This window comes from Deltaproteobacteria bacterium (assembly GCA_021737785.1).
Classification (GTDB): Bacteria; Desulfobacterota; DSM-4660; order Desulfatiglandales; family Desulfatiglandaceae; genus AUK324.
In genome coordinates this window covers 17,072-43,995 of record JAIPDI010000023.1, presented here as the reverse complement: position 1 = coordinate 43,995, position 26,924 = coordinate 17,072, and the positions used below count along the sequence as shown (strand labels likewise).

Below are 26,924 nucleotides of genomic sequence, written 5' to 3'. Positions count from 1 at the left end.
AAAGATCTCAAGGAGTATTCTCTTGGATGCGTTTGGCATTTGTGACGTTATGATGCCGGCAGCTTGCGAGGAAAGGACCGGCGGCTGTCAGGACCGGCCCAGAGCAACACGATCTGTTCAAAAAGCGGCGTTGTGTCTCCATATGATATTTTTTGGGCTCCTCTTGACCGGGGCGGCTGCATCAAAAAATATCATCTTAACATCTTTTGACAGGGCCGTCAAAACCCGCGTGCTTACGGATCCCCCACCGATCCGCACCGGATCCTCCGGATCCTGCATCCAGCTGCTCACCAGAGGAATAAGAGACCCGGATTCCGGCCGGCGGGGTGAGCCCGCCATTTAGAACCTTATTCCCTGGTCTTCTGTCATGAAAAACAAGAAAATATGGCCGTCCTTCCACTGCACGTTTAGCCTTCCGTCATTCCGGCACGATTCTAGCCGGAATCCAGAAATACGATGGACTGGATTCCGGCTAAGGGCATGCCGGAATGACGGGACAGCACCAGCCGTTTTGGTTGCGGTTATCCGCTTTAGAACCTTTGGTTGTAACTTCTCTGGACCATGCGGAGAAGTTGGTGCCTTATGGGTAAGCACCAATACCTTTTTGGTTGCGGCCGATATGCTCTCAGGGAATACAGCGCTTTCGAAGGTGTAAACAGAAGACATCATGATCGCAAAAAGGCCCAATCCCTCAACTTACGATTCCGGGTGACATCCTGCATGCTTTTAGGATAAAGTAGGTTAATTATTATGAACGCATTAACGAGAGGAGGCATACCCATGTTAGTCAAGAATTGGATGAGCAAAGAGGTGATCACGGTCGATGTAAACGACTCTATGTCGGACGCGTCCAGGCTGATGAAAGAGCATCATTTCAGAGGACTGCCGGTTATGAAAAAAGGGAAATTGGTAGGCATAGTGACGGACAGAGATCTGAAAAGGGCGTCTGCCTCCGATGCCAACACGTTGGATATTCATGAGCTTTTGTACCTGGTCTCGAGGATCAAGGTCCAGGATATCATGACCAAGGATCCGATCACCATCCCCGTCGATTTCACGGTCGAGGAGGCCGCCGAGGTCCTCCTTGATCACAAGCTGTCGCGGGCCCCTGTGGTGGATCCTGAGGGAAAACTGGTGGGGATGATCACCCAGACGGACATCTTCCAGGTGCTGGTTTCGCTGACAGGCGTCCGGGAAAAGGGCGTACAGGTTGCTTTTTTGCTGGAAAACAGGCCGGGGTCCATCAAAGAAGTAGCGGATATTCTTCGCAGCTACGGCTGTCGCGTGGGCAGCATCCTGAGTTCCACTGCCGGTCTTGAAGGCACCAGGCATGTCTACATAAGGGTGTTTGACTGTGACAGGGGACGAATGGAAGAGATGAAAGCGGCCTTGAAAGCCAAGGCCAAACTGCTCTATCTGGTGGACCGCCGGGAAAAAACAAAGGAGGTCTTTCAGGATTACACCAGACCACCCGGCGAATGGATCGTTGGATAAGGGGGCGAAAAAGGGGTGGACCGGAATAAAAAAGCAAACCAGGAGGCCACCGCGCCTCCTGTGATCCGAAGAGGCGCCCAATCCCGGGTGCCCCTCAAGGCCGCCATTATCGGAGGGGGCAAGGCCTGTGACGACCTCCTGATCCTGTTGAGTCAGGAACGGCTGAAACGGTTGAACATGGAGATCGTGGGCGTTGCCGATCGCACCCCCACTGCCCCGGGCATTCTACGCGCCCAGGGGATGGGGATCTTTACCACCGACGATTTCAAGAAGCTGTATGACATCCCGGGGTTGAATCTGCTCATCGAATTGACCGGATCCAATGAGGTGCGGGAACAAATCATCCGAACCAAACCCCTCGATATCAGCTCCATTGACCATCGGGGGGCTCGCCTGTTGTGGGATCTGGTACAGATTGAAACAGAAAAGCAGCAGGTGCAGCGGGAAGGGGAGCAGAAGCTCCGTCAATTCCTGGAGTCTGCCCAGGATATTATCTGTATCAAGGACCTCGAAGGCCGCTATCTCTATGTCAATCCTGCCACGGTTCACTACATCGGAATGCCCCAGGAAGCAGTGATCGGCAAAACCGATGCGGAGATCTTCAAGGCCCCGCTGGCCAGGGCCATGGCCGCCCACGATCAACAGGTCCTCGATCACCGAAGAACCCTCTTTTTTAACGAGAAAATGGAGGTCAACGGACAGACCTTCCATTTCCATACCGTCCGCTTCCCTATCTGGAACGAGCAGGGGGAAATGGTGTCATTCGCCGTCATGGCCAGGGACATGACCGAGGAAATCGAACTTCAGGAAGCGGTACGACAGCATAAGGAGTATCTGGAAAACATCCTTGTTCATTCCTCCGATATGATCATCACCACCGATCTCAAGGGCCGTATCGTCACCTTCAACCCGGCAGGCGAGCGGATGCTGGGCTACGGCAGGGATGACATCATCGGCCAGGGGATTGACAGATTGTGGAAGGCACCGGATGAACGCCGGAAGCTGATGGCTGAGGTGGAAGCAAGGGGCGCTGTAAACAATTTCCCTGCAACGCTTCTTTCCAAGGGTGGGGACGAGGTGGAAGTCAGTCTGTCACTGTCGCAATTGAAAGACAGCGATGGCCGCATATTGGGAACCGTCGGGATCAGCAGGGATGTCACCGAAGAAAACCGGTTGCGTCAACAGCTCATGGAGCAGGAACGCCTTGCGGCAGTGGGGGAAACGGTTGCAGGGATCACCCACTGCATCAAGAACGTGCTCAATGGGCTCAAGGGCGGTTCATACATGCTGAATGTGGGTCTGAAGCGGAAAGATGACAAACTGCTGCAGGAGGGGTGGGGGACCGTCCAGAAGGGGATCGAACGCATCAGCAGGCTCAGCCTGGACATGCTCAGTTATTGCCGGGAGAGAGAACCGGCGCGACGCCCCACGGATCCTCTGAAACTGGCCCGGGAGACCGTTGACCTGGTGGCGACTGCCGCGCAACAGGAAGGGATCCATATTTCTTGCAGCGGGGAGGAGGGGCCTTTGGTGAAGCTGGATCCCGAGACCATCGGCCGCGCCCTCTTAAACCTCGTTTCCAATGCAATGGATGCGTGCAGGGAAAAGGCCTATCCGGCAGGAGAGACCCCCACGGTTGACGTCCGGGTGGAACGGGACAAAGGGGATGTCCGCTTTATTGTTGCGGATAACGGTGTTGGGATGAGCGAAGAGACCCGGAGCAAACTCTTCTCCCGGTTTTTCAGCACCAAGGACGGCCATGGCACAGGATTGGGTCTGTGTGTGTCAGACAAGATGGTATCAGAGCATGGGGGGAATATCTCGGTTCAATCGTCACTGGGCAAAGGTTCGGTCTTTACAATTCGAATTGAAGATATACAATGACGAATTTGGGTTGGGCGTATGATTCCGTCTCCCCCGGGGTTCATGGCCTTTTCAGGCGGCATTGCCGTTGGAGGGAAACACCTCAAAACAGTAGCGGCTGTCCAGGGCCTGAATCACCAGACCTTCTGCCCTGGGGTGATCCGCAGGGTAGAGGATATAGGCGCGGCCGGTCCTGTCTACGGCGCCTGCCCATCGTTCCATGCAGGCGACAATGTCTCGACCGCAAAACTGGGCGCGAAAGAGGAGATTGCCGGTGGTCCAGACAGATCCGACACTCACCCGGAACGGTTCCAGGGCAAGAACAGTGGTGACGGATACGTTGATTACCGAATATGCGATGGACATGGGATTGCTCTGATAACGGCCCCTGACGGTTGTCTTCACAAGGAATCGGGCCCCGGGTATTCACCACAAACGGCAAGGACCCACGGTATTGTTGTGAGCCCTGACCGTCAATGCATCTATGCAGTTTGGTAGCACCGGAAAGAATGGTTGTCAAGAGAAGGGGAACCGCTTACGCAAAAATTTATACAAGGAGGAAATTATGAAAAAAACAAAGGTATTGATCATTGATGATGAAAAGGAAAATGTGCGCTATTTGACCACCATACTGGAAGAAAACGGTTTTGCCGACATTTCCAGTGCCTTTGACGGAGAAGAAGGGCTTGCCAAGGTCGCGGAGGTCTCCCCCGGGCTGATCCTCCTGGACCTGCGGATGCCCAAAAAGAGTGGGATATTCGTATTCAACGAACTCAAGAAGTCGCCGGAATACCGGGACATACCTGTAATTATTCTCACCGGCGAGGGAGGATTCCTGAAGCACCTGGCCGAACTGCGCGACTTTCATGAAGATATTGAATCGCTGGGGGACAGGCCCACAGAAGAGGTATTGAACCGGTTTATCGAGACCAGGCCGGATGCATTCCTGGAAAAACCGATTGAGCCGGAAGCCCTCATGGCCGTGATTCATGATGTACTGATCACTTTGGAAGAGGTGGTTCAAAAAAAATGCAGCCAGATCAATGCCCTGCGTGCCCGAAAGATAGAGGGAGGGGTTGTCTTCAGGGGAAACGCCTTCGACAGCAGTGAAAGGAGCCGTTGCGCCCTGGCCGCGGTCGCCGCCAGGACGGCCGTGGCCGACCCTGGATTGCCGGCCGGTTTTGCCTGGCGTTCATCGGACAATCAGAACATCCCCATGACAAAGGCCGATGTACTTGCCTTTCATGCGGCCATGACCGATTGGATCTATGCCAATTATAAGGCGTCATGGGACCATAAGGCCGCTGTTCAGGCATTGACCGCCATAGAGGCCGCGGAGGACTATGATATCCGGAAAGGCTGGCCCGAGAATACCCTCCCGTGAAGGCTATCCAGAGTGACTTGAAAGCTTCTGTTTATTATGGGGGAGACCGTAGAAAACGTTCCTTTTGAACAGGCTTGCGGACCCTGAGAATGGAATGAGGGAATATTGGAAGGGTGGAATATCGAGGGGATCAGCGGAAGGCGCTCACCCACCACTTAAGGCCTTTCCCTCTTCTTCATCGGGCAGGGTCGCCTCGCCCGAGATGCGGCCGATGGCCCCTGCCGTGGTCCAGCCACGGTTCTTTTCGGATACACGGATCAGGGACCACCCATCCTCTGATCTCTCATGGTGTACCACTGTTCCCTCGTGGAGCTTGAAAAGCACGGTATCGGTCGTGTCAGGACCAGCCAGGATATCGACCTCTTTCTGAAGGACAACGGCCCGGTCATCAGTGCTGATCCGGTAATATTTGAGGCCGAAGGAAAGCCCTGCGATAAACCATAATGAGATGACGAACAGAAAAAGATAGTAGAGCCATTCCGATCGATTGAAAAACCGGACCACAAGGATGGACCAGAAGAGGAGGTTCAAGACAGCAAAGCCCCTGAACAGCTCACGGAGACTGAATGATCTCAGCCAGAAAAATATCATCTCAATGGCTCCCCGGGGATCTTCGATGGCGTCCCGGGTCTGATCCTGTGCATGGGAGAGATTAAACCGGAGATCCGGGTCCCTCGGCGTGAGCAAGAGGGCCCGTTCATAGGCCCAGATGGCCCGGCCGAGCTGGTTTGATTTGAAATAGGCGTTGCCCAGGTTGTAATAGACCGGACCGCCCTCCTTTCCCGAACGGATGAGAGATAGATAGCCGTCGATGGCCTCTTGAAAATGACCCTCCCGGTATGCCTGATTTGCTCTGAAAAAGGTCTCCTCCCACCCGATGTCTGCACATGTGTCTGACACAACAGACAGCCCGACCGTGAGGAGGACTATGATTAACCAGATCCTCTTCTTTCTCACCGGATCTCCCTCTCGATCTCCCGGACGACCCCGGGGATCTCCCGGCTGAAGCTGTCCCATCCCCGGCCCCTCCCCGCGTAGATTGCATTTTCCATCCGCTGCAAGATATCCCGGAGCCTTCCGGCGGTTTCCGGACTCACCCCCCGGGATTCCAATATGCCGACCGCATCCTCAGGGGTCAGAGAGGCCAGGGCCAGGCCGAAGCGGTCATTGAAATAATCCCTTATCCCCAGGTTCAAGCGTTCTGCATCATTTCCCTCGGATTGCCGGCACTCCCGGATCAGATTGCGGGCCGCCCGCTTTGCCCGCTGGGCAGGCAGGGTCTGGAGCGACCTTTTCCGGAGCCGTAGTCCCAGGAATGTAGAGACATAGACAAAGACCGGCAGAAAAAGGACAGTCCATAAAAACAGGTTGCTTCGCGGCAATGATTGGGTTCCCAAATTTCTGACAGAGGTATGGAGGGGGAGGATATCATGTCCGACTTCCCGAATCTCCTTTTTTTCCGGTCCGTGACCCCCATCCTGTCTCTCTTCTCCGGCTTCCACCATGATCATCTTTCCCTTCCCCGGGATAACGGCCAGGGAGTGTCCGGGGCTCTGGAGGATCCGATACTCACCTCCCTTGGGGTCGAAAAAACTGATAGTGAGGGGAGGAATTGGATAATCGCCCGGCAATTCGGGCACGATGGCCCATTTCATTATCTTGGAACCGGCCAGGCCATCATGATCGTGGGCTGCCGCAAAAACCGGTTGGTCTGCATAGATTTTCAACGAATCCAGTGATGGCATCTTGAGGTCTGGAATGCGGTGGACATTTCCCCTGCCGCTCACCTTTACGGTCAGGGTGGCGGATTCACCCGCTCGTATCTTGGCCGGAGACAGCTCAGAGGCGATGGTGAAGCTGCCCACGAGCCCGCTGAAACCCTCCGGCTTTCCTGTTTCGGGGAGGGGGATAACCGTCAATTCAAGCGGTTCACTGGAGACGCTTACCGGCTGTCCGGTTCTAAAAAACGGGTCTGAGAAGAAGGGATCGTCGAAAAATCCCCGTCTGGACCGCTGTCCGGATCCATAGGCGGTCATATCCATCTGGGCAGGTTGGATATGGTAATCCCCGTCCTTAAGGCCCATCACCGCATAAGTGACCTCTACGATTCGATAGGTGTGCCCATCCAGCACTCCCTGGTATTCCCTCGGCTTGCCCAACTGCTGAAAGGTCAAATGATCCTGCTCCGGAAGCTCAAGAGAGATATTGGCGACCCTGGTCCTCAGATAAAGGCTGAGCGTGTACAGAAGCTGTTCCTCAACATATGCCTTTTCTGATGAAAGGGCCGCCTTCAGGAAAATGGGGTTCTTGCCGGGAGATGCCCGGGAGGGCGCCTTGACAATGGTCAGGGGCGCCGTATTGCTCTCAAGGATCTCCCCGTCCACCTGGATCCTGGCCGGTCCGACCTGAAAAGACCCCGGCTGTAACGGCGTAAGAAAATAGGTATAATCGACCCCTGAACGGATGGTGCCGTTGCTGATCTCCACCCGGCTCGAACTCCCCCCCTGTGTCACCCGAAACCGATCCACCCCCTCGATCACCGGCCGGGCGTCAGTCTGTCTGGCGCCGGTCACGCTGACCACCATGCGTATGGAATCGGAGGGCGTCGCCTCCTGCCTGTCCAGGGTCAGAGTGATGGAAACTTCTGCATAGGCGTTTGAAAATCCCGGTACTGCCATAAGGACCGCCAACAAGAATACAAGTCTGTGCATCCTACCAATCCTTTCCTGATACTGCCCCGCGGCGTCTTTCTTCGGGCATTTGAAGCTGCAGGAATCTGGAGCGATCTTCGGTTACGTTGTCCAACAGGGCCTCGGCTTTTTTGCTATCCATCGAAGAGGCGGCCGGAGGGCCGCCCTCTGGTTCTTGAGACGGTTCGGGCAAGGCCTCGCGGGGCTTTAATTCTTTTGACAGGTCTTTGGGGGACTCACGGTCAGGCCTCTCGTCCTGATCCTGTCCGCTCTTTTCCCCCTCATCCTCACCTCTCTTTTCTTCAGGCGGGGTCCCGGCGTCTTTCCCGTCCGTGTCTCTTTCCTGATCGCCATCCTTGTCAGGCGATGCGTCCGGAGAAGGCCTCTCCAGGGGCTTTTCCTTTTCACCCTCTGTTTTCGAGGGGTCCTGTTGACCCCCTTCTTTCCCCGAAGATTTCTCTTTCTCCTCTTTTTCTTTTTCCTGGCTTTTCAATTCCCTGAGGGCGAGTTCCAGGTTGTGTTGCGCATTCTCCTGGTTTGGATCGATCCGAATGGCCTGCCGGTAATACTCGGCCGCCGAGGCGGCATCGCCCTCCTTGAAGGCCGCATTGCCCAGATTGTAGGCCGCCCTGAAACGGATCTCCCGTTCTTCCCCCCTTCTCAGAACACTGGAAAATGCCGCCATGGCCCCCTTGTAGTCGCCGGCCTGATACTCGGCACACCCCCGGTTATAGCGATATCTCAGGTCCCTGGGATGATCCATGTCCGCTTGGGAATAGATCTTCTGCGCCTCGGTAAACCGGCCCTTCCGGTACAGCTCATCCGGGTCCTCCGCCCCATGAGCAAGGGAGCCAAAAAATACCCCGGCCCACACAGCCATACGCATCAGGCGTCTCTTTCCCCTTAACGCATTCCGCGTTCCGCATTCCGCATTCCGCATTCAGATGCGCTCCTTTCCCACTTCACGAATCAGGCCTTCCACCAGCAGCAAGACAAAGGCGGCCAGAACAAACAGGGGAAACCGTTCCTCATACACCTTTATCTTGCCGCTCTTGAGTTCGGCGGCCTCTGTCCGCTGTTTGATCCCATCGAAATAGAGGAGATCCAGATCCAGGTCACCGGCCATTGATCGGACATAGGTCCCGCCGGTGGCCGAGGCGATTTCCGTGAGTCCCTCTTCATCCAGCTTAGACAGGATAAGTTGACCCTCAGCGTCCTTTTTGAACCCGCCTTTCCCGTCGGCCGAAGGGATGGGGCCTCCGGACGGATCCCCGATCCCGAACACAAAGATCTTGATCCCTTTTTTGGCCGCCTCACGGGCCGCCTGAAGTCCCCGGTTCTCGTTGTCCTCGCCGTCCGTGATCAGGAGAATAACCTTGTCGGTCTCGGATGCGGCGTCAAAGGAAGACATGGCATTCTGAAGCGCCGCCCCCAGATCGGTCCCCGGGACCGGCACCATATCCGGGCTCAGGGCAGTCAGAAACATGGCCAGGGCGCCATAATCCAGGGTGAGAGGACATTGTGTAAAGGCCGCCCCTGCAAAGGCCACCAGACCCACCCGGTCCCCCTGAACCACGCGAATAAAATCCGAGATCTCCCGCTTGGCCCTCTCCAGCCGGTCCGGTTCCACATCTTCCACCAGCATGCTTCGGGAGACATCCAAGACGATCATGATGTCCACCCCCTTCTGGCTGACCTCCTGATAATGGCTCCCCCACCGCGGACCGGCCAGGGCCAGAATCATCAGGATCAGGGCCGCCAACAGGCATGCGGACCTGAGAATTCGCCTTCCCTTTTGGATGTCTCCTGACAACCGGCTGAGGAGTTCCGGGTCGGCAAACCGTTCCATGGCCCGCGTCTTCTGCCGGTTGTAGACGATGAAGAGGAGGGCCGTCAGGGGCGCCAGCCATAAAAAATGGAGCATCCAGAGATAGGCAAAATTCATGGGATCACCCTCAGAATCCAGGTCTTGAGCAGGATCTCCAGCCCGAACAGGATGAGCGCCGGGACGAGGAACCAGGCGTAAAGCTCCTTAAAATGAAAGAATTCCTTGACCTTGACATCGGTCTTTTCGGCCCGGTCGATTATGTCGTAAATCTCTGACAGTTCCCGGCTGTCAGCGGCACGGAAATACCTCCCTTCTCCGGTCTCCGCCACCTTCTTGAGGGTCGTTTCATCCAGATCCACCTGCTGATGCACCAGGCGGGTTCCCAGAGGGGTCTTTACCCGGAAGGGGGCCGGTCCCTTTCCCCCCACACCGATGGTATAGATCTTGACGCCCAGTGCCCGGACCGCCTCTGCCGCTGCCAGGGGGGGGATCTCGCCCGCATTGTTACGGCCGTCTGTCAGGACGACCAGTATCTTGGACTTGGCCTTCAGGTCCTTCAACCGTTTTCCGCCGATGGCAATGGCCGATCCGATGGCGGTTCGGTCGCCGGCCATCCCGATTTCCATCTTGTCCACCAGCCCCATCAGGAGTCCCTTGTCAATGGTAAGGGGCGACTGGGTAAAGGCCTCTTCGCCAAATACCACAAGCCCGATACGGTCGGTTTCTCTCTTCTTGATAAAATCGCTGACCACTTTCTTCACAGCAGTCAGCCGGGTGACCGGTTCATCCCCCAATTTGAAGTCGAGGGCCTCCATGGAGCCCGAAGTATCCAGGCAGAGCATAATGTCCACACCCGGAGACCGGACATCCCGCGACACGTTATACAGCTGGGGTCTGGCCGCGGTCAGGACCAGAAGGACCAGGACGCATCCCCTCAGGATCACGGGCAGCCTCGCCAGGACCTGGTTTCGCGCACCGGCCATGGGGACCATTCTGGAGGTCATGGAGTAGGTGATGGCCGCAGGCCGCCGCCGGAATGCAAAGGCCGTCCACGCGGCCGCCGCCACCAGGAGGAAGAGGAGGACGGGGTAGGCAAGCCGAAACATCATGGGGCCGCCCCCTCATTCTGAATTGCCCGTCGACCGCCGATTCCGATGCCCCGGCCCTTGACGCTGTGATCGGCAGGATCCTTTTCAAAGGCCGAACCGGTCTCGCGGATATATGCGAGGGCCTGTTCGATCTCGTCCCGTTTCCTGGCGGGCGTCGGGATGAGGTCCGCGAATTTGACCAGGTCCGCATCCTGCAGCAGGGGGAGGATCTTCCGGTCCTCGGGGGCCTGGATCGAAAGGGCGATCTCCTGGGTGGTATACTCCGCCGCAGGAAATCCCCTGAGAGATTCCAGATAGCGTCTCAGGATTTCAGAAAATCGGAAATAGAATTCCTTGACATGGCCCTTTTCAAAAATCTCCTGGGATGCCAGCGCATGGATCTCCTTCTCCGCCAGGTGGTGCGGGGGGACCTGAACCCGGGGGAGCCCCCGCTTCTTCCGGCGCCTTCTCAGCCACAGAAAAATGCCAAGACCTGCCGCACAGGCCCCCAGGGCCGCGAGACCCCAACCCAGGGACTCCATGAAGCCGGAGCCCGTGGGGATAATTCCGTAGATCGGTTTGATCCGGGCCTCGTCCGGCCGCTCCCCGAGGTTTGAGAGGACCGTCAGGCCGACAGGGTCTGTGTGAAGAAATTCCGTGCTCCCTTCCGGGGTCAGAAAGGCCAGAGAGAGGGGGCCGGTCTTAAATTCGCCCAGCCGGTCCACCAGGAGCCGGATCCGGATCTCTCCATTATTCTTTTGGATACCCACCACATCAAGACCTTCGAGACCCTTGATCAAGGGTTCCGGGGGGAGTTTTGCCCCTTCCGGAAGCCGGTAGGTAAGCGCCAGTTCGACCATGCTCCCCACCCGGGCTGAATCCGGGATGAACCGGGTCTTCAACCGGGGTTCGGGGAGGTCTGAACCGCCTGCCCAGGCCCCTTGCACACAGAAAAGGAGGCAGAGCATGGTCAACCTCTTGAAACGGCGGTCCATTCCCCCCCTCATTGCCGCCGCCTCCTCATTTCAAAGAGCCGGGTCAGGGGTTCCACCACCGGTCCGTCGGTGGTCAGTTCCACGTGGTCGATCCCCGCCCGCCTCATGAGATCGGTCAGGTACGCCCGCTGCTCTGTACGGTAGTCTTGCCACCTTTTCCTGAGCCGTCTGCTGCGGGTGTCCAAAAGCGCGGTCTCGCCGGTTTCAGGATCTCTGAGGGCCACCAGCCCCACCTCGGGAAGGACCTCTTCGGCCGGATCCGTCACCTGGATAATCGTGAGATCGTGTTTCTTGGCCGTGAGCCTCAGAGATCTCTCAAAACCGGTATCCATGCAATCGGAGATGAGAAATGCGATCGAGTGGCGCTTTGCCACCCGGTTCAGATAGGTCAGGACCGCGTTGATATCGGTATTCAGGTCCTGGGGCTCGTAGGTAAAGATCTCCTTGATCAGGCGCCACACATGAGATGCCCCCTTCTTGGGAGGGATGTATTTCTCCACCCCGGAGCTGAAGAGGATGGCCCCCACCTTGTCGTTGGTCCGGATGGCCAGAAAGGCCAGCATGCCGGCCACCTCGGCCAGCAGTTCCCGCTTAAATTTTCCCCGGGTGCCGAAGAGATGGGATCCCGAGAGGTCCAGTATCAGGATAACCGTCAACTCCCGCTCCTCGTGAAAGACCTTGACAAAGGGACGGCCGAACCGGGCCGATACATTCCAGTCGATGGTCCGAATATCATCGCCCATCTGATATTCCCTGACCTCGGCAAACTCCATCCCCCGACCCTTGTAAGCGCTCTCGTACTGGCCTGCAAAGAGATCATTGGCCCTCCGTTTGGTCGTAAAGTGGAATCGCTGAATCTTCTTGTATACCGCCTCTGAAAGCATCTCAGGGGACCTCTATTCGTTCCAACAGGATCTTTATCAGGTCGTCTGCCTGCTTTTCTTCAGCCTCTGCCTCATAGCTGAGAATGATCCGGTGCCGAAAGACATCCGGCGCCATCGACTTGACATCCTGGGGCGTCACATAGCCTCGACCGCTCAGAAAGGCATGGGCGCGGGCGGCCATGCCGAGCCAGATGGATGCCCTGGGGGAGGCCCCGTAGCTGATCATGGGCCCGATATCAAGGCCGAACTCCTCCGGCCGGCGGGTGGCCGCGGTCAGTCGCACGATGTAATCCACAATGCGCTCCTCCATGTGGATCTGGTTCATGATCTCCTGGGCCGACCGTAGTTGTTCCACCGCCACCACGCCTTCCATCTCCTCATCCAATCCGGCATAGACCCGCGCCATGATCTCCTTTTCTTCCTCGGCTGACGGATAATCCACCTTGATCTTGAGCATGAAGCGGTCGATCTGGGCCTCCGGAAGGGGATAGGTCCCTTCCTGTTCAATGGGATTCTGAGTGGCCAGTACCAGAAAGGGATGCGCCAGCGGAAAGGTGGTCTCGCCGATGGTGATTTGCCTCTCCTGCATGGCTTCCAGAAGTGCGCTCTGGACCTTTGCCGGGGCACGGTTGATTTCATCCGCCAGGATGATGTTGTGAAAGATGGGCCCCTGCTTGATCTCGAAGGTGCAGGTATCCGGCCGGTAGAACTGTGTTCCTAGTATATCTGCGGGGAGGAGGTCGGGGGTGAACTGGATCCTCTGAAATGTGGTACGTATGGAGGCCGCCAGGGTCTTGACGGCCGTGGTCTTGGCCAGTCCCGGAAGGCCTTCCAACAGGAGATGACCGTCGCACAATAACCCGATCATCATCCTTTCGATGAGGTGCCTCTGGCCCACGATCACCTTTTCGATCCCGCCCATCACCTGCCTGACCATCAGACTCTCTTTTTCGACCTTGCGTGTGATTTCCTGTATATCCATCCGTTCTTCTCCTCCTGGTCGCGCCGGGGTGTTCCCCGGTCTCCCGTCGTCTCCATTCAGTCGATCGGCTTCCGGGGGGAATACAATATAACCAATTGATATAATTAAGCTAACAAGTTTTCAACAACACAATAAACACTTTATCCGGGTTGTCAAGGCATTACCGTTTACGGCAGCCATTCTCATTATGATGCGCCCTTGCAGTCACAATGCCGTGCGGGTGGCATCCTGCCACGACGTTTCGCGGCTGAAAAACCACTCCCAAAGGTCATCGTTTCAAAAAATGAGAACCGCTGCGTCCATGTATCTCAGCAGGTTCCACAGGCCCCGGCATTGCTGGGGCGGCATCCATTAACTCCGGGGCAACGCCCTGACAGGAACAGGACACCTCTTTCGGAGGAGGGCAGATGCCGCCGGGGGCGATTGGCCGCTTTACAGCGACACCATAAGGCGGCTGAGAGGAGAGGCGTTAGGTTAATGACTGAGGGGATATCCCTTTGCCGTGAGTTCCCCCGGGTGCACATGGGCAGGGGGAATCGGGCAAAAAGACCGGCATCCGGCGGCATGTGGCCGCCCCTGAAGCAGACCATGGCCGGTTTCCGGCAGGGGGCCGAAACCGAATTCACATCTTCTGCAGCATGCCCAGGGCCTCTTCAACCACATGGTCGGGGGTAAATCCAAATTTCTCATACAAAACCGCACTCGGCGCCGATGCCCCGAACCGGTCCATCCCGATAATCCTCCCCGAATCCCCCACATAGCGATGCCACCCCTGCGAAACCCCCGCCTCGATGGCAATACGGGCCTTGATGTCGGGGGGGAGGACCCGGCGACAATATGACGCATCCTGTTTTTCGAACAGCTCCCAGGACGGCATGTTGACAACCCGCACGGTGATCCCCTTCTCATGCAGTCTCTCGGCCGCCTTCAGGGCGATGTGGACCTCGGACCCGGTGGCGATCAGGATAAGATGGGGCACGCCGCCGGGGGCGTCTTTCAATATGTAGGCCCCCCGGGCCAGGTGGTCGGCTCCGGTATAAAGAGAACGATCCAGCTCCGGCACGCCCTGCCGGGTCAGGGCAAGGGCAACCGGCCCGGTCGATCGGAGGGCCGTCTTCCATGCCTCGGCGGTTTCATTGCCGTCGCAGGGACGGATCACCGTCAATCCGGGAATGGCCCTGAGTGCGGCCAGCTGCTCCACCGGCTGGTGGGTCGGCCCATCCTCGCCCAGACCGATGCTGTCATGGGTAAAGACGTAGATGACCTTCAGGCCCATGAGTGCCGCCAACCGGATCGCCGGCCGCATGTAGTCGGAGAAAATCAGGAAGGTCCCTCCATAGGGAATCACGCCGGAGTGAAGGGCCATCCCGTTCAGTATGGCCCCCATCCCATGCTCCCTCACCCCGAACCTCAGATTACGGCCCCCGTACGCATCCGCCTGAAAATCCGTTTCACCTGCGATCTCTGTTTTATTGGAGGGGGCCAGGTCCGCAGAACCGCCCATCAGGTTGGGGATATGCCGCGCAACGGCATTCAATACCTTGCCCGAGGCAACCCGCGTGGCCATCCCTTTGGGGTCTGCATCGAATGCGGGGATCTCTTGATCCCACCCCTCCGGGAGGACGCCGTCCATACAGCCCTCCCATGTGCTTGCCAGAGAGGGGAACGCCTCGGCGTATAAACCCACTCTCTCCTTCCAGATCTCTTCGTTCTCTCTCCCCTTTTCGATTGCGGATCGAAAGTGATCCCGCACCTCGTCAGGGACCAGAAAAGAAGGTTCTGCGGGCCAGCCGAGGTTCTCCTTGGTCCGTCGAAGCTCTTCTTCGCCCAGAGGTTCTCCATGGGCCGATGAACGATCCACCTTGTTGGGGCTCCCGTAACCGATATGGGTCCTGACGGCGATGAGCGAGGGACGATCCCCAACCTGCCGGGCGGTTTCAATGGCCGCCTCGATGGCCTCCAGGTCATTTCCGTCCGCCACACGCGCGACGTGCCATCCATAGGCCTCGAACCTGAGATCGCGCGCCTCGGTAAAGGAGATGTCCGTGGAACCCTCGATGGAAATATGGTTGTCGTCGTATAGATAGATCAATTTCCCCAGGCCGAGATGGCCTGCCAGCGAGGCCGCTTCGTGGGAAACCCCCTCCATGAGGTCTCCATCACTCACGATCCCGTAAGTAAAGTGGTCTACGATCGGATATCCGGGGCGGTTGAAACGGGCGGCCAGGAACCGCTCGGCCATGGCCATGCCCACGCCGCCGGCAAACCCCTGACCCAAGGGGCCGGTGGTTATCTCCACTCCGGGGGTAAGGGAATATTCCGGGTGGCCCGGGGTCCGGCTCCCCCACTGGCGGAATGCCTTAAGATCGTCCAGCGAGAGATCATATCCGGTCAGGTGGAGGAGACTGTAGAGAAGCATGGAACCATGCCCGGCAGAGAGGACAAACCGGTCCCTGTCAGTCCATCGGGGATTGCGGGGATTGTGCCGGAGAAAACGGGTCCACAAGACATAGGCCATCGGGGCAGCCCCCATCGGCATGCCGGGATGTCCCGAGCGCGCCTTTTCCACACCGTCCGCCGAGAGCATCCGAATGGTATTGACGCACAACGCATCCAATTCTGATATCATTTTCCGGTCGAGCTCCTTTCAATTCGGGTTGGAGTAGGATGCCGTCCCCCGCACCCTCTTGAGAATCATCGGAATAAAAAAGGAAAAAATAAAAATCGCCGCGGCAAAACCGACTTCCAGAGAAATAAGGTCGTTCCACCGCCCTGAAACCCAGACATTTTTCAGCATCCCGCCCAGAAAAGTAAGGACAAAGATGGAGACGGCGACCCCTAATCCGGTTCCGATGAAAAAATCCCGGAAATGGACTTTTGTCACACTCAGGCCATAGTTCATCGGGGTGAAGGGGGAATTGAGGAGACGGAGATAAAGCACCGTTGTAAACCCGTTTCTCTCGATGGCATCGTCATATCGCTTCAGCCGGTCTCCGATCATGGAGGCGACAAAATCCCTCCCCAATGTCCTTCCCACAAAGAAGGCCATGCTCGCCCCGGCCATGGCGCCCAGCCATCCGCAGAAAAAGCCCCATGAGGCCCCGAAGAGCCCGGCGCCCAGGAGGATCGGGATGCTCGCCGGGACAAAGAGCGATATGGCCACGGCCTCGAGGAGAATGAACAAAACAGGGGCCCACCCCCCTGTCGCATTCAGAAGGCGGCCCAGAGAATCGGGGGTGAGCAGGTCCTTTGCAGGCGTGAACCGAAAAAAACAGACGGTCCCTGCCAGAAAGAGGACGAGGACCAGGAACTTCCCAATCATCTTCCGGGTGACCGTTTCTTTTGAATCAAACATTTTTTTCATCGCAGAGATACCCATCGGCAGGGTCCTCTTTACCAGCTTTTTGACGGGTAATCAACGATCAAATTCCGAAGTCAGAGGGCAGAGGCAGCAAAGCGCCATCCCATCATCCACCCATCCAGTACCCCGCATCCGGTCAGATCTGCCCCTTCAGTTTTGCCCAGGCAAGACCCAGGTACTCGTGCACTGCGGCAGTCGAGTCCTGCAGGGCGTCCACATTGGGGAAAAACCATGCAGGCGTCACAACCGGTTCTCTGTCCCTTGTCATCCCGGCGGGTGCGGGGATCGGGCGCATGCCCTGATTTCTGAAGAGCGCCATGGAACGCCGCATGTGAACGGCCGAGGTAACCAGCACAAACGGGCGGTCCCCCACAATCGGCCGGATCAGGCGCGCCTGGTCCTTTGTATCATTGGAACCGGACTCAAGAATGATATGGCGGCGGTCCACTCCCAGAAAGCGGCCCACATCGGCCATGACCTGGGCCTCAGGCACAGGATCAAAGGCCCCGCATCCCGATAGGACAAGCTTGCTTCCGGGATGTTGACGGAATATCCGGACGCCTTCCATGAGTCGAAGGAGCGAGTGACAGGTCAGCCAGCCGGTGACGGGGAGGGACGGATCGGCGGCATGTCCTCCGGCAAGGACCACGATGTAATCTATCTCCCCTTCAGCAGCAGGATCCGGAATCGATGTCCTTTCGGGCATGTAGGCCTCAAAGGGATTTTTCAAAGGATCATCAATGGCCCTGGACACCGGCAGATAGCTCATTATGGCAAGGGAAACCAGGCCAAGCGTTACCAGGATCTTTCCGGTGATCACCTTCCTTCCGCGCCACAGCAAAAAAACGCCCACAAGGGAGATCAGGAGGCACGCCGGCAAGGGAAGCAACATCGAACCGATGATCTTTTTGAGAAGAAACATCCTTGAAATTCCTTTTGGATTATCGATTGATAATTAAAAAGCCACGTCAACATCCGGCACCTGGAAAAAGAAGTGCCTGAGGCGAGCTGAGATAACCGAATCAACCGAATTAAAAAATCCACATCCGTAACGAGACACGGATCATCCATCCTTATCATTCGGCAATAAGCCATCTCCTGAAGTCGCGATCTTGGACCCATCCACCGCCCGAGTCGCAAAAAACTATTGTAAAGCGAGGGGAAAAAAGATACAAACAATCCGCCTATGGTTGCGCCGAGTGCCGCCAGCCTTGCGCGGGCCGACTATTTCCAGGGGGATGCTGATGGACGATATTTTAGACTTTTTTGTTTGTGATGCCTGTTCCAATAAGGATTTCAATCTGGTTTACAACTTCTGTCTCCGGTTTCATGGAGTTAATTTTTCTGATGACCTGATCTATGACAAAATTGTGCAGGAACGGTATCAATGTACCGCGTGCAAGAAGACATTCACCAAAAACGAGATCGAAGAAGGGCTTTCCGGACTTCGAAAAAAACGCAAGAGGCCCTAAAAGTTTATCTCATACTGTTCCATGTGGAAATCTTCCTTGCCCATAATGATGATCCTTCTACCGATCCTTTTTTCCAGGTCAATAATGGACTTCTGTTCTTCTTCCTTGAGGGCCTTTTCAATTTCCGGGTTTACCAGGATGTAGACTTTCCCCCCCTCTTCAGGGTTTCCGCACTCCCTTTCCAGGTCCCTGAATATTTCGTAGCAGATAGTCTTGGCCGATTTGAGGGTACCGCGACCCTCACAATAAAAGCAGGTGTCGTTCAGCAACCGGTTCAGGCTCGCCCGGGTCCGCTTCCGGGTCATCTCGATCAGCCCTAAATCGGACATGGGCAAGACATTTGTCTTGGCCCTGTCTTTACTTAACGCCTCTTTGAGGGCCATGAACACCCGATGGCGGTTGGCGACCTTTTCCATGTCTATGAAGTCGATGACAATCAGCCCTCCGATGTTCCTGAGCCGCAATTGAAAGGCGATCTCCTTGACGGCCTCCAGATTGGTTTTAAGGATGGTTTCTTCCAGATTCCTCTTTCCGACGTAACTCCCGGTGTTCACATCTATGGAGGTAAGGGCCTCTGTCGGTTCGACCACGATATACCCCCCGGATTTCAACCATATCTTAGTCCCCAGCGCACGGGAAATCTCTATTTCCACCCCAAACGCGTCAAAGATGGGATCCGCCCCTTCATACAACTCGACCGAATACCTAAGCTTCGGGGCAAAGGTATCGATAAACTCCATGATCGTCTCATATTCTTCCTCCGAATCGATGACCAGACGGTCCACTTCTCTTGTGAACAGATCCCGCACCGCTCTCAGGGAAATGGAGAGATCCTTATATAGGAGACCGGGGTTTGACCCCTTTTCCATTTTCCCCTGAATGTTGCCCCAGAGCTTCAGAAGGAAGTCCATCTCGGCCGCCAGTTTCTCTTTGGTCCCGCCCTCTGCAACGGTCCTCACGATGAACCCGAGAGAATCAGGCCTGAGCTTCCGGATAATCCCCTTCAGCCGTTCCCGTTCCTCTTTGTCCTCTATTCTTCGGGAGACCCCGATATGATTGACCGTAGGCATGAGGACCAGGTGTCTTCCCGGAAGGGAAATATGAGAAGTCAGGCGGGCGCCCTTATTTCCCAACGGTTCTTTGGCCACCTGAACCATGATATTCTGACCTTCATGGAGCAGTTCCTCTATCTGCAAAGAGGTTTCATGGGGGATGTCAGGTTGCAAGGCCTCGGAGTCCGGCTCCTCGCCCTGTCCGACCTCCTCCCCGGCCTGGCTGTTCTCAAGCATCATCTTTTCAAGGTCTGAAAAATCCTTGTAGACATCAGATACATAGAGGAAGGCCGTCCTGCCCAGCCCGATGTCGACAAATGCGGCCTGCATCCCCGGCAGGACCCTGGCGACCCGACCTCGATAAATATTTCCGGTCAACTCCTGCCCGGTATCTCGTTCGATGTGGAGTTCTACCACCGCGTTATCTTCTACAAGGGCGACCCGGGTCTCATAGGGTCTGGCATTAATAATCAGTTCATTGGGCATGAGGGATGCCTCCTTGGCCTTAAATCGTCATTGCCGAATTTGTAACACGCACCAGGTGCAGAACAGCGTCCTGGAGCGGCAATCGACATCGTCCTTGAGATCCTCCCGGCCGCGGGCGGGATCAGCCCTGCCTTCTCTGCCTGAGTACAAACGGCTTTCCAGGAGGGGGTCGGGGTATGGACCTCCTGCAGCCTGCTCCGGGCATCTTGGTGAATCCCGAGCAATCAGACCCCTGACTGCTCCAACGTCTGGCCCGTCTTCATCACCTTCATGTTCCGGAGATCTTCATCTTTCAGGGAAAAAATGCCTTTCATAATCTCCGTCGGTTTCAGCCCCGGACCCTCCCGCTCCCTTAAAATCAGGCATGCCTTATCCGGAGGGATGAGAGAAATGTCGCTCACAAGGGACCGGACGTCGATCTCATGTTCTCCTTTTTTGCCTTTCTTGACCATTGGGAAATGCTCTGACCGAAGGAACTTTTCCAGATCTTTTTCCCTGTTTCTCAGATCAAGGGTTATCAGAAACCGGCTTTCGCTGATGTGGACTCTTTTTTCACCGGGGGGAATCTCTTGCACAACAGTCACATCCACGCCCTCGGGAAGCTCCGCATTAATTCTTTCCTTTATCGTAGAGACATCCACCGGATGGAGGAATTCCACCTGCATCAGTTCTTCCATGCTTTCGGTCCCCACCGGGAGGGCGGTAAAAAACGAAACCTTGGGCATGGGGTGGTACCCCTTGGAACAGGCCGGCGCCAGTCCGGCCCTGCGAAAGGCCCGGACGAGAACCCGGACAAGCTCCAGATGACTGAGATGCCTTGCCCTGTCAAGCTTCCGGTAGGTAATGCGGTATCTCTTGACAGATTCGGGTGAAGACCCAATGCCACCGCCGGTGGCTTTAGCGGAGGCTATCCCGGGACATGGGTAAAAGACCGGATCCACCTCCTGATGATCACAAACACCGCACTCCAGGCAGTGGTGCCTGCAGTCGGGGGTCAGATCCGCCTCTGCGGCCTTTTTCCATTCTTTTCTGAGAAACGCCTTGGTGACCCCCGATTGAATATGGTCCCACGGCAGGGTCTCCTTCAAGTCCCTTTCACGATAAAGATAGAAATCCGGATCCACCCCGCAGCGGGAAAAGGCCTCTTCCCAGGCCTCTTTGTTGAAATGTTCTCCCCATGCATCGAATTTCGCCCCGAGACGCCACGCCTCCATGACCACGCGGCCCAGCCGCCTGTCGCCCCGTGAAAAAATTCCCTCCAGCCAGCTCAATTCGGGTTGATTCCATTTCACTCGTATCCGGCTTCCCCGGAGGCCGTCCTGGATCCGATGTATCCGCCGTCTGCTTTCCGCCAAAGGGACCTGTGAGGTCCACATGAACGGGGTGTGGGCCTTTGGTACGAATGTCGAGATGCTCACGTTCAGATTGGCCTTCTTCCCTTTTCTCCCCTCCAGCCGGGTGATTTGCTTGGAAAGGTGGATAATATCCAGTAGATCGCTTTCTTCTTCATATGGGAGCCCGATCATAAAGTAAAGCTTAATCAGGTTCCAACCGGCCCGGTAAACCGCCTGCGACGTTTCCAGGATATCCTCCTGGGTCAATCCCTTGTTGATGATTCTTCTGAGCCGGTCATTACCGGCCTCGGGCGCCAGGGTAAAGCCTGTCTTTCTGACCCGTTTGATCTCTTCCATCATCTCTGGATCCAGGCTGTCCACTCGAAGGGAGGGAAGACTCACTCCGATGTTTCTGGGAGACAGCCTGTCCATCAACGCCTTGAGCAGGGGGGCGATACAGGTGTAATCGCCGGAACTCAGGGAGAGCAGCGAAAGGTCTTCATAGCCCGACCATTTAAGGGTGTTTTCCGCTTTTTCCAAAATGGATGCGAGACTTCGTTCCCGCACCGGGCGGTAAATCATCCCTGCCTGGCAGAAACGACAGCCACGGGTACACCCCCGTGCAATCTCAATGGCCACCCGGTCATGGATAAGCTCGGTGAATGGGACAATCTGATGCTCCGGAAAGGGATAGGCATCCAGATCGGAGAGGACGGCCTTTTTCACCTCCCCGTAATCTGCGTGCACAGGGACGATCTCCTTTACCGTGCCATAGGGTCCATAACGGATATCAAAAAAGGAAGGGATGTATATGCCCCTCACATGACGCAAAGTGTGGAGCAGATCTTTTTTGTTTATCCTCCGGCCGCGTTTGGCCTCCCTCACAGCGCGGCATATCTCCAGGGCCACGGATTCGCCGTCGCCCACCACCATCAGGTCAAAAAAATCCGCAACAGGCTCGGCATTGAAACAGGCAGGCCCACCGGCAATCACCAGGGGATCGTTGTCAGATCGATCCCGGGCCAGGGGCGGGATGCCCGCAAGATCCAGCATATTGAGGACGTTTGTATATGAGAGTTCGTGCTGGAGACTGAAACCGACCATATCAAAATCCCTGACGGGACGGTCCGATTCCAGTGTGGTGAGAGGGATTTTCAACCGCCTCAGCTCCGCCTCCATATCCATCCAGGGACAATAGACCCTCTCAGCGGACAGCCACGCCTCGGCATTGAGAATATGGTAAAGGATCTTCAGGCCCAGATGGGACATCCCCACCTCATAGACATCCGGGAATGCGAGGGCGATGGACACCTCTGTTTGGGATAGGTCTTTCCTGACGGTATTTATCTCTCCGCCGATATAACGGCTCGGACGGGAAATGTCGGCAAAACAGCTCTGATCTAATATGGACATGATATGGGTGCTCGTTGCTGGTTACTGGTTATTTGGTTCCTGGTCGCGGATACACTTATCACCTTCTCACCTTCTTACCCTCTTACCTTCTTACCTTCTTACCTTCTTGTTTTCTTGTCTTCCGACGGATGGCGGCAGGTTACGGGTTACCTTCAGCTTTTAACTTTCGCCCTGTTACTGGTTGCTCGTTGCTGGAAACTACGTCCAGCGCGCAAGCCCATAAAAACACGCCTTTTCCTCACGCCTCACGCCTCACGCCTTGCGCCTCACTCAGCGTTGATCGGAGAGGGAGCACGATCGTAATTTCAGCACCGCCCCCGGGATGATTTCGGCCCCAAGCCTTCCCTTCCAGCCGGTCAATGATCCGCTTCACAATGGCCAGGCCCAGACCGGACCCCCTTTCCTTGGTGGTGAAAAAGGGGAGAAAAATGCGAGGAAGGTCTTTTCCGTTAAATCCTTCTCCGGTATCCCGAATAACCACAGTGACCTGAGTGGCTCCGGAGCCAGCCGATCTACGGTTCAACGATGTGGTGACGGTGAGGGTCCCGCCCTTGCCCATTGCCTCGGATGCATTGAGCAGGAGATTCCAGAAAACCTGTTTGAGCTGTCCTGAATCCGATTCTATCACCGCCGGATCTTGAAAATCAGTGACCACGGCGATTCCCGGATGAAATCGCTGGCTGTTCTTAAACAACTCCAGGGATTCAGTGATCAATTGATTCAGATCGAATTCGGTCAACCTCGGCCTCTGGGCCCTGGCAAAGAGGAGGAAGTCTGCCACCAGATCGTTCAGCCGCGCGGTCTCTCTCAATATGATATCCATGAGCCGGCTGTTGACATCGGTCTGTTCGATTTCATCTCTCAGCATTTCGATGGATCCGCTGATGGATGCCATTGGGTTTCGGATCTCATGGGCCATTCCCGCGGCAAGTTCGCCGATAAGGGCCAGCCCTTCCACCTCTTTCATCTCTTCCTGGATCTGTTTCATTCGCGTCACGTCCTGGAGGGTGAGGATCCATCCTTTCTGCTCACTCAACGCATACCGGAGAGGGGAGATGGAGACCTGTAGATGCATATCTTCTTCATCCGGCCTCGGGCAGCTGATATCGATCAGCTGTGTTTGTAGGCCGGATGGACCCGAAATCAAGAAGGGGCTGGCCAGGTGTGTGGCCAAACGGGGCAGATGGTCACGGATGGGATGCCCGCAGACCCGGGCCGCTGTTAAACCGAACATCTTTTCCGCCGCTGGATTAAATAGGATAATCCTTTCCTCCTCATCCAGAACGATCAACCCCGACATCAGGCTCCCGATAATGCTTTCATTGAGGACCTCCAGCCGGGTGAGGTCGCTTTCTCTGACCCGCAAGGCGGCCCGGCTTTTTCTCGTCTGCTCCGAGAGAAAGCTGCTGAGATACGCAACCAGATAGAAGGCGGCCATGTTTGCAGCAATGGTAAAAAAGAGGTAGGAACTCTGATACTGATCAGGATAGCTCAACCGGCTGGATAAGGGGTGAACGACGCCATAATAATGAAGATCCAGCAGCAGTCCGTAAAAAATGCTGCTGCTGGAGGCCACGATCATGCCGCCTCTCCGGTAGAGGAGGATGCTTCCGCTGAATATGCTCAGGATATAAAGGAAGGAAAAGATGCTCTCAATGCCGCCGGTCGTGTATATGAGGACGGTGATAATGAAGGTGTCCACAAGCAGCTGAAGATATGCCTGCAGCCTGATATTCTTCGACCGCTTCAACAGAAATACATAAATAATGCTGATAGAATAGACACTTGCCAGAAGAAGGTAGTGGGAGGTATGGATGTCCCCGACATAGGTGCGGCTCGCCCGAACCTGGATAAAAATGAGGGCGCCCAAAAGAAAGGAAATGCAAAGCACCCTCAAGAGCATCAGAATCTGAAGTTCCCGCAGGAGTTCCTCTTGAGGTGTTTTCTGTTTGGGGCTGATCATGTTCAGGAATTACGATCCCATGGCAGCAGCCATACTGAAGATGGGCAGGTACATGGCGATGACCAGCCCACCGATAGATCCCCCGAGGAATACCATGAGCAAGGGTTCCAGCAAGGAGGTCATCGCCTCCACAGCGGCATCCACTTCGTCGTCATAGAAGTCTGCGATCTTCCCGAGCATCGTGTCCAGCGCCCCCGTCGCCTCGCCCACCGCGATCATCTGAACGACCATGCTGGGAAATATCTCATTTTCTGAAAGGGGTTCGGCAATGGGCTGTCCCTCGGCGATGCTGGAACGGACCTCGAGTATCACCTCTTCGAGCACCACATTGCCCGATGTCTTGGCAACAATTTCCAGGGCGGTTATGATAGGGACCCCGCTGCTGATCATCGTCCCCAGGGTCCTGGAGAATCTGGCCACCGCCACCTTTTTCAGCAAGGGGCCGAATATGGGCAGCTTGAGTGCCAGGGTGTCCGTGGTCTTCCTGCCGCTTGCCGTGGCCCGGTATCTTTTAAACAAGAACGCCAGGACCACGAAGCCACCGACCATGTAGTGAATATTGCCTTTGGTAAAATTGCTCATCGCCACCACCATCTGCGTGGGAATGGGGAGGGCCTTGCCAAAGCTTGCAAACATCTCCTGAAATACCGGAATGACAAAGATCATGATCACGGCGATAACGATGACGGCAATTGCGACCACGACAATGGGGTAGGTCATGGCCCCTTTGATCCGGGACTTGAGTTTTTCCGCCTTCTCTATGTACGTTGCCAGGCGCTGGAGGATCGTATCCAGAATCCCTCCCACCTCACCGGCCGCGACCAGATTGACGAAGAGGTCATCGAACACCTTGGGGTGCTTCTCCATGGCCTCGGCAAGGCTCGATCCCCCTTCCACGTCTTTCACAACCTGCTTAAGGATGCCCTTAAAGGTCTTGTTTTCGGTCTGGTCCGCAAGAATGGTAAGGCCCTGCACAAGAGGAAGGCCCGCGTCGATCATGGTTGAAAACTGCCGGGTGAAGATGACGATGTCTTTGCTGGTCACCTTCGGCTTCATAAAAGAGAGATTTTCAAAGAGATCCTTCGGCTTGACCTTAAGCTTCTTAACCGTAAGATTACGCCGTTTTAGCTGGAGGGCTGCCGATTTTTCATCCACGGCCTCCAGTTCTCCTTTTATCACCCGACCTTTCCGTGTCTCCGCAACCCAGGTATAGACCGGCATTCCTCTCCTCCCTTAAAGGGTTCCAAGCCGACAGGATACTCAAGCACCGCTGTATTCTCTTTGGTTTCCTTTAAGCCCCGAAAAATTTGGCCGAGAATAGATAATATAGCCCCTTCTGTCAAGGGACCTGACCAGCCTCCCGGGGCGGATCATTGTCGACGGACCTGAATATGAACGCTGAAACCGGCCTTGGGTATTGCTGGGTATCCGGGTCTGTCGCCTCGGATCCGGAAGTTCTCCACCCTATGCCCTGTCCGGCGTCTTGCGCTTGAAATACGCTCTAACCCTATCCAGAGAGATATGGGGCGGTTTGCCAAGAAACCGGTCCTTTGCCGTCATCACCCTTCTCACCGACTGATGGAGCCGCTCCAAAGGCACTTCTTTGCGGAGGAGACCATCCCTCAGTCGTGCCATCCCTTCCAAGACAGCCCCCTGATCCTTACATATCAAAAGGATATCGCAGCCGGCCACAAATGCGGCCACAGCGCCTGCAGCCACGCCCCATCCCTTCTGAATAGCTCCCATCTCCAGGTCGTCCGTGACGACAAGACCGTCAAACCCCAACCTTTCCCGCATCAGCCCGGTGACAACTCTGTGGGACAGGGTGCCCGGGTATTCAGGATCGAGTGCCGGATATAGGGCATGAGAGGTCATGACCGCGGAAACCCCCTGTTCCATGGCCGCCCTGAACGGAAGGAGATGGGATTCCTCTATCTCATCCATATCCGCCTCGATGGTGGGCAGGTCGTGGTGGGGATCGCGGGTGGCCCTGCCCAGGCCGGGGAAATGTTTCGCCACCGCCATCACCCCGTTTTCCTGGAGGCTTTTCACCACGCACTGTCCCAGCATGGCGACCTTCTTGGGGTCGTGGCTGAATATCCGACCGTCCAGGTGTTGTTCGAGCGCTCCCATCCGGACGTCAACCACCGGTGCCATATCCATGTTCAGGCCGACCAGTCCCATCTCTCTCGCGGTTGTCTTTCCGAATTCCAAGGCCCGTTCCGTGGCATGGGGGTCGTTTCCGATGACGCTGTTGCCGGGGAACCGGGTAAACGGTTCCTGCAACCGGGCAACCCGGCCCCCCTCCTGATCAACGGCCAGAAAGAGGGGGATCCCCTGGCTGTCCATGGCGGCCTCCTGCAGACGGCTGCAAAGGGTGGCGACCTGGATGGGGGTTTCGATATTCCTTGCAAACAGGATGACACCCCCCAGAGCGCGGTCCCGGATCAGTGCCTCCGTCCCTTTGTCCATCTCGGGTCCGGGGATTCCTGACATGAACAACCTGCCGATCCAGCTATTCAATTCCGACAGGTCCAGTGTGGAATGCATCTATCGGTGTTCCTCCGATTTTTTGAGGAATATTCATTGACATGCCTGTTTATGGTGTATAATCACTTCATCATAAATGCAACGG

21 protein-coding genes are annotated in these 26,924 nt (G+C 56.0%); 4 read left to right on the top strand and 17 right to left on the bottom strand.

The genetic code is table 11. The annotated features are described in order from the left end of the window. Positions 1 to 780 precede the first annotated feature (780 nt). Together K9N21_12655 and K9N21_12650 are read left to right on the top strand one after the other, a co-directional pair. Positions 781 to 1,494 carry a CBS and ACT domain-containing protein gene (locus K9N21_12655; protein MCF8144760.1) on the top strand — a complete coding sequence of 238 codons (714 nt, stop codon included), beginning with the start codon at positions 781 to 783 and terminating at the stop codon, positions 1,492 to 1,494. 60 nt (positions 1,495 to 1,554) lie between these two features. Beyond that, a complete protein-coding gene (locus tag K9N21_12650; GenBank protein MCF8144759.1) occupies positions 1,555 to 3,378 on the top strand; it encodes a PAS domain S-box protein in 1,824 nt (607 codons plus the stop codon). A gap of 51 nt (positions 3,379 to 3,429) precedes the next feature. Here K9N21_12650 and K9N21_12645 read toward each other — a convergent pair whose 3' ends face one another. Then, a complete protein-coding gene (locus tag K9N21_12645) occupies positions 3,430 to 3,723 on the bottom strand; it encodes a hypothetical protein (protein ID MCF8144758.1) in 294 nt (97 codons plus the stop codon). Positions 3,724 to 3,922: 199 nt separating this feature from the next. On the opposite strand from K9N21_12645, the gene K9N21_12640 reads away from it, so the two are divergent. Beyond that, entirely contained in the window at positions 3,923 to 4,741 is an 819-nt protein-coding gene (locus tag K9N21_12640) for a response regulator (GenBank protein ID MCF8144757.1), read from the top strand. Between the two features lie 144 nt (positions 4,742 to 4,885). Here the strand turns inward: K9N21_12640 and K9N21_12635 are convergent, their stop codons facing one another. From K9N21_12635 to K9N21_12585, 11 genes are all read right to left on the bottom strand, one after another. Further along, complete coding sequence (locus tag K9N21_12635; protein MCF8144756.1) at positions 4,886 to 5,698, bottom strand: tetratricopeptide repeat protein; 813 nt, start codon at positions 5,696 to 5,698, stop codon at positions 4,886 to 4,888. Beyond that, positions 5,695 to 7,452, bottom strand: a complete 1,758-nt coding sequence (locus K9N21_12630; GenBank protein MCF8144755.1) for a BatD family protein — start codon at positions 7,450 to 7,452, stop codon at positions 5,695 to 5,697. Before K9N21_12630 ends, K9N21_12635 begins: the two co-directional genes overlap by 4 nt. A 1-nt stretch (position 7,453) precedes the next feature. Further along, positions 7,454 to 8,317 (bottom strand): tetratricopeptide repeat protein, encoded by an 864-nt coding sequence (locus K9N21_12625; GenBank protein MCF8144754.1) that lies wholly within the window; start codon positions 8,315 to 8,317, stop codon positions 7,454 to 7,456. A gap of 54 nt (positions 8,318 to 8,371) precedes the next feature. Continuing rightward, positions 8,372 to 9,376: a VWA domain-containing protein gene (locus tag K9N21_12620; protein MCF8144753.1), complete on the bottom strand. Its 1,005-nt coding sequence runs from the start codon at positions 9,374 to 9,376 to the stop codon at positions 8,372 to 8,374. Next, positions 9,373 to 10,368 carry a VWA domain-containing protein gene (locus K9N21_12615; GenBank protein ID MCF8144752.1) on the bottom strand — a complete coding sequence of 332 codons (996 nt, stop codon included), beginning with the start codon at positions 10,366 to 10,368 and terminating at the stop codon, positions 9,373 to 9,375. The genes K9N21_12620 and K9N21_12615 overlap by 4 nt, the downstream gene beginning before the upstream one ends. Beyond that, positions 10,365 to 11,354: a hypothetical protein gene (locus tag K9N21_12610; protein MCF8144751.1), complete on the bottom strand. Its 990-nt coding sequence runs from the start codon at positions 11,352 to 11,354 to the stop codon at positions 10,365 to 10,367. The genes K9N21_12615 and K9N21_12610 overlap by 4 nt, the downstream gene beginning before the upstream one ends. After that, positions 11,351 to 12,226 carry a DUF58 domain-containing protein gene (locus K9N21_12605; GenBank protein ID MCF8144750.1) on the bottom strand — a complete coding sequence of 292 codons (876 nt, stop codon included), beginning with the start codon at positions 12,224 to 12,226 and terminating at the stop codon, positions 11,351 to 11,353. The genes K9N21_12610 and K9N21_12605 overlap by 4 nt, the downstream gene beginning before the upstream one ends. A 1-nt stretch (position 12,227) precedes the next feature. After that, positions 12,228 to 13,208, bottom strand: coding sequence for a MoxR family ATPase (locus K9N21_12600; protein ID MCF8144749.1), 981 nt, complete (start codon positions 13,206 to 13,208; stop codon positions 12,228 to 12,230). A 622-nt stretch (positions 13,209 to 13,830) separates the two neighbouring features. Then, positions 13,831 to 15,837 carry a transketolase gene (tkt, locus tag K9N21_12595; GenBank protein ID MCF8144748.1) on the bottom strand — a complete coding sequence of 669 codons (2,007 nt, stop codon included), beginning with the start codon at positions 15,835 to 15,837 and terminating at the stop codon, positions 13,831 to 13,833. A gap of 18 nt (positions 15,838 to 15,855) precedes the next feature. Beyond that, positions 15,856 to 16,587 (bottom strand): TVP38/TMEM64 family protein, encoded by a 732-nt coding sequence (locus K9N21_12590; protein ID MCF8144747.1) that lies wholly within the window; start codon positions 16,585 to 16,587, stop codon positions 15,856 to 15,858. A gap of 118 nt (positions 16,588 to 16,705) precedes the next feature. Further along, positions 16,706 to 17,491: a YdcF family protein gene (locus K9N21_12585; GenBank protein MCF8144746.1), complete on the bottom strand. Its 786-nt coding sequence runs from the start codon at positions 17,489 to 17,491 to the stop codon at positions 16,706 to 16,708. A 322-nt stretch (positions 17,492 to 17,813) separates the two neighbouring features. On the opposite strand from K9N21_12585, the gene K9N21_12580 reads away from it, so the two are divergent. Further along, complete coding sequence (locus K9N21_12580) at positions 17,814 to 18,041, top strand: hypothetical protein (protein MCF8144745.1); 228 nt, start codon at positions 17,814 to 17,816, stop codon at positions 18,039 to 18,041. Here K9N21_12580 and K9N21_12575 read toward each other — a convergent pair. The 5 genes from K9N21_12575 to nagZ all read right to left on the bottom strand — a co-directional run bounded on the left by K9N21_12575 (position 18,038) and on the right by nagZ (position 26,839). After that, the gene (locus K9N21_12575) at positions 18,038 to 19,579 is read right to left on the bottom strand and encodes an Rne/Rng family ribonuclease (protein MCF8144744.1); all 1,542 of its coding nucleotides are present in this window, start codon (positions 19,577 to 19,579) and stop codon (positions 18,038 to 18,040) included. The two genes, K9N21_12580 and K9N21_12575, sit on opposite strands and share 4 nt — an antisense overlap. 224 nt (positions 19,580 to 19,803) lie before the next feature. Continuing rightward, positions 19,804 to 22,326, bottom strand: a complete 2,523-nt coding sequence (locus K9N21_12570) for a TIGR03960 family B12-binding radical SAM protein (GenBank protein ID MCF8144743.1) — start codon at positions 22,324 to 22,326, stop codon at positions 19,804 to 19,806. Positions 22,327 to 22,564: 238 nt separating this feature from the next. Then, entirely contained in the window at positions 22,565 to 24,289 is a 1,725-nt protein-coding gene (locus tag K9N21_12565) for a PAS domain S-box protein (protein MCF8144742.1), read from the bottom strand. 9 nt (positions 24,290 to 24,298) lie between these two features. Then, positions 24,299 to 25,510 carry a type II secretion system F family protein gene (locus K9N21_12560; protein MCF8144741.1) on the bottom strand — a complete coding sequence of 404 codons (1,212 nt, stop codon included), beginning with the start codon at positions 25,508 to 25,510 and terminating at the stop codon, positions 24,299 to 24,301. 243 nt (positions 25,511 to 25,753) lie between these two features. Continuing rightward, positions 25,754 to 26,839, bottom strand: coding sequence for a beta-N-acetylhexosaminidase (gene nagZ, locus K9N21_12555; GenBank protein MCF8144740.1), 1,086 nt, complete (start codon positions 26,837 to 26,839; stop codon positions 25,754 to 25,756). Positions 26,840 to 26,924: the final 85 nt, after the last annotated feature.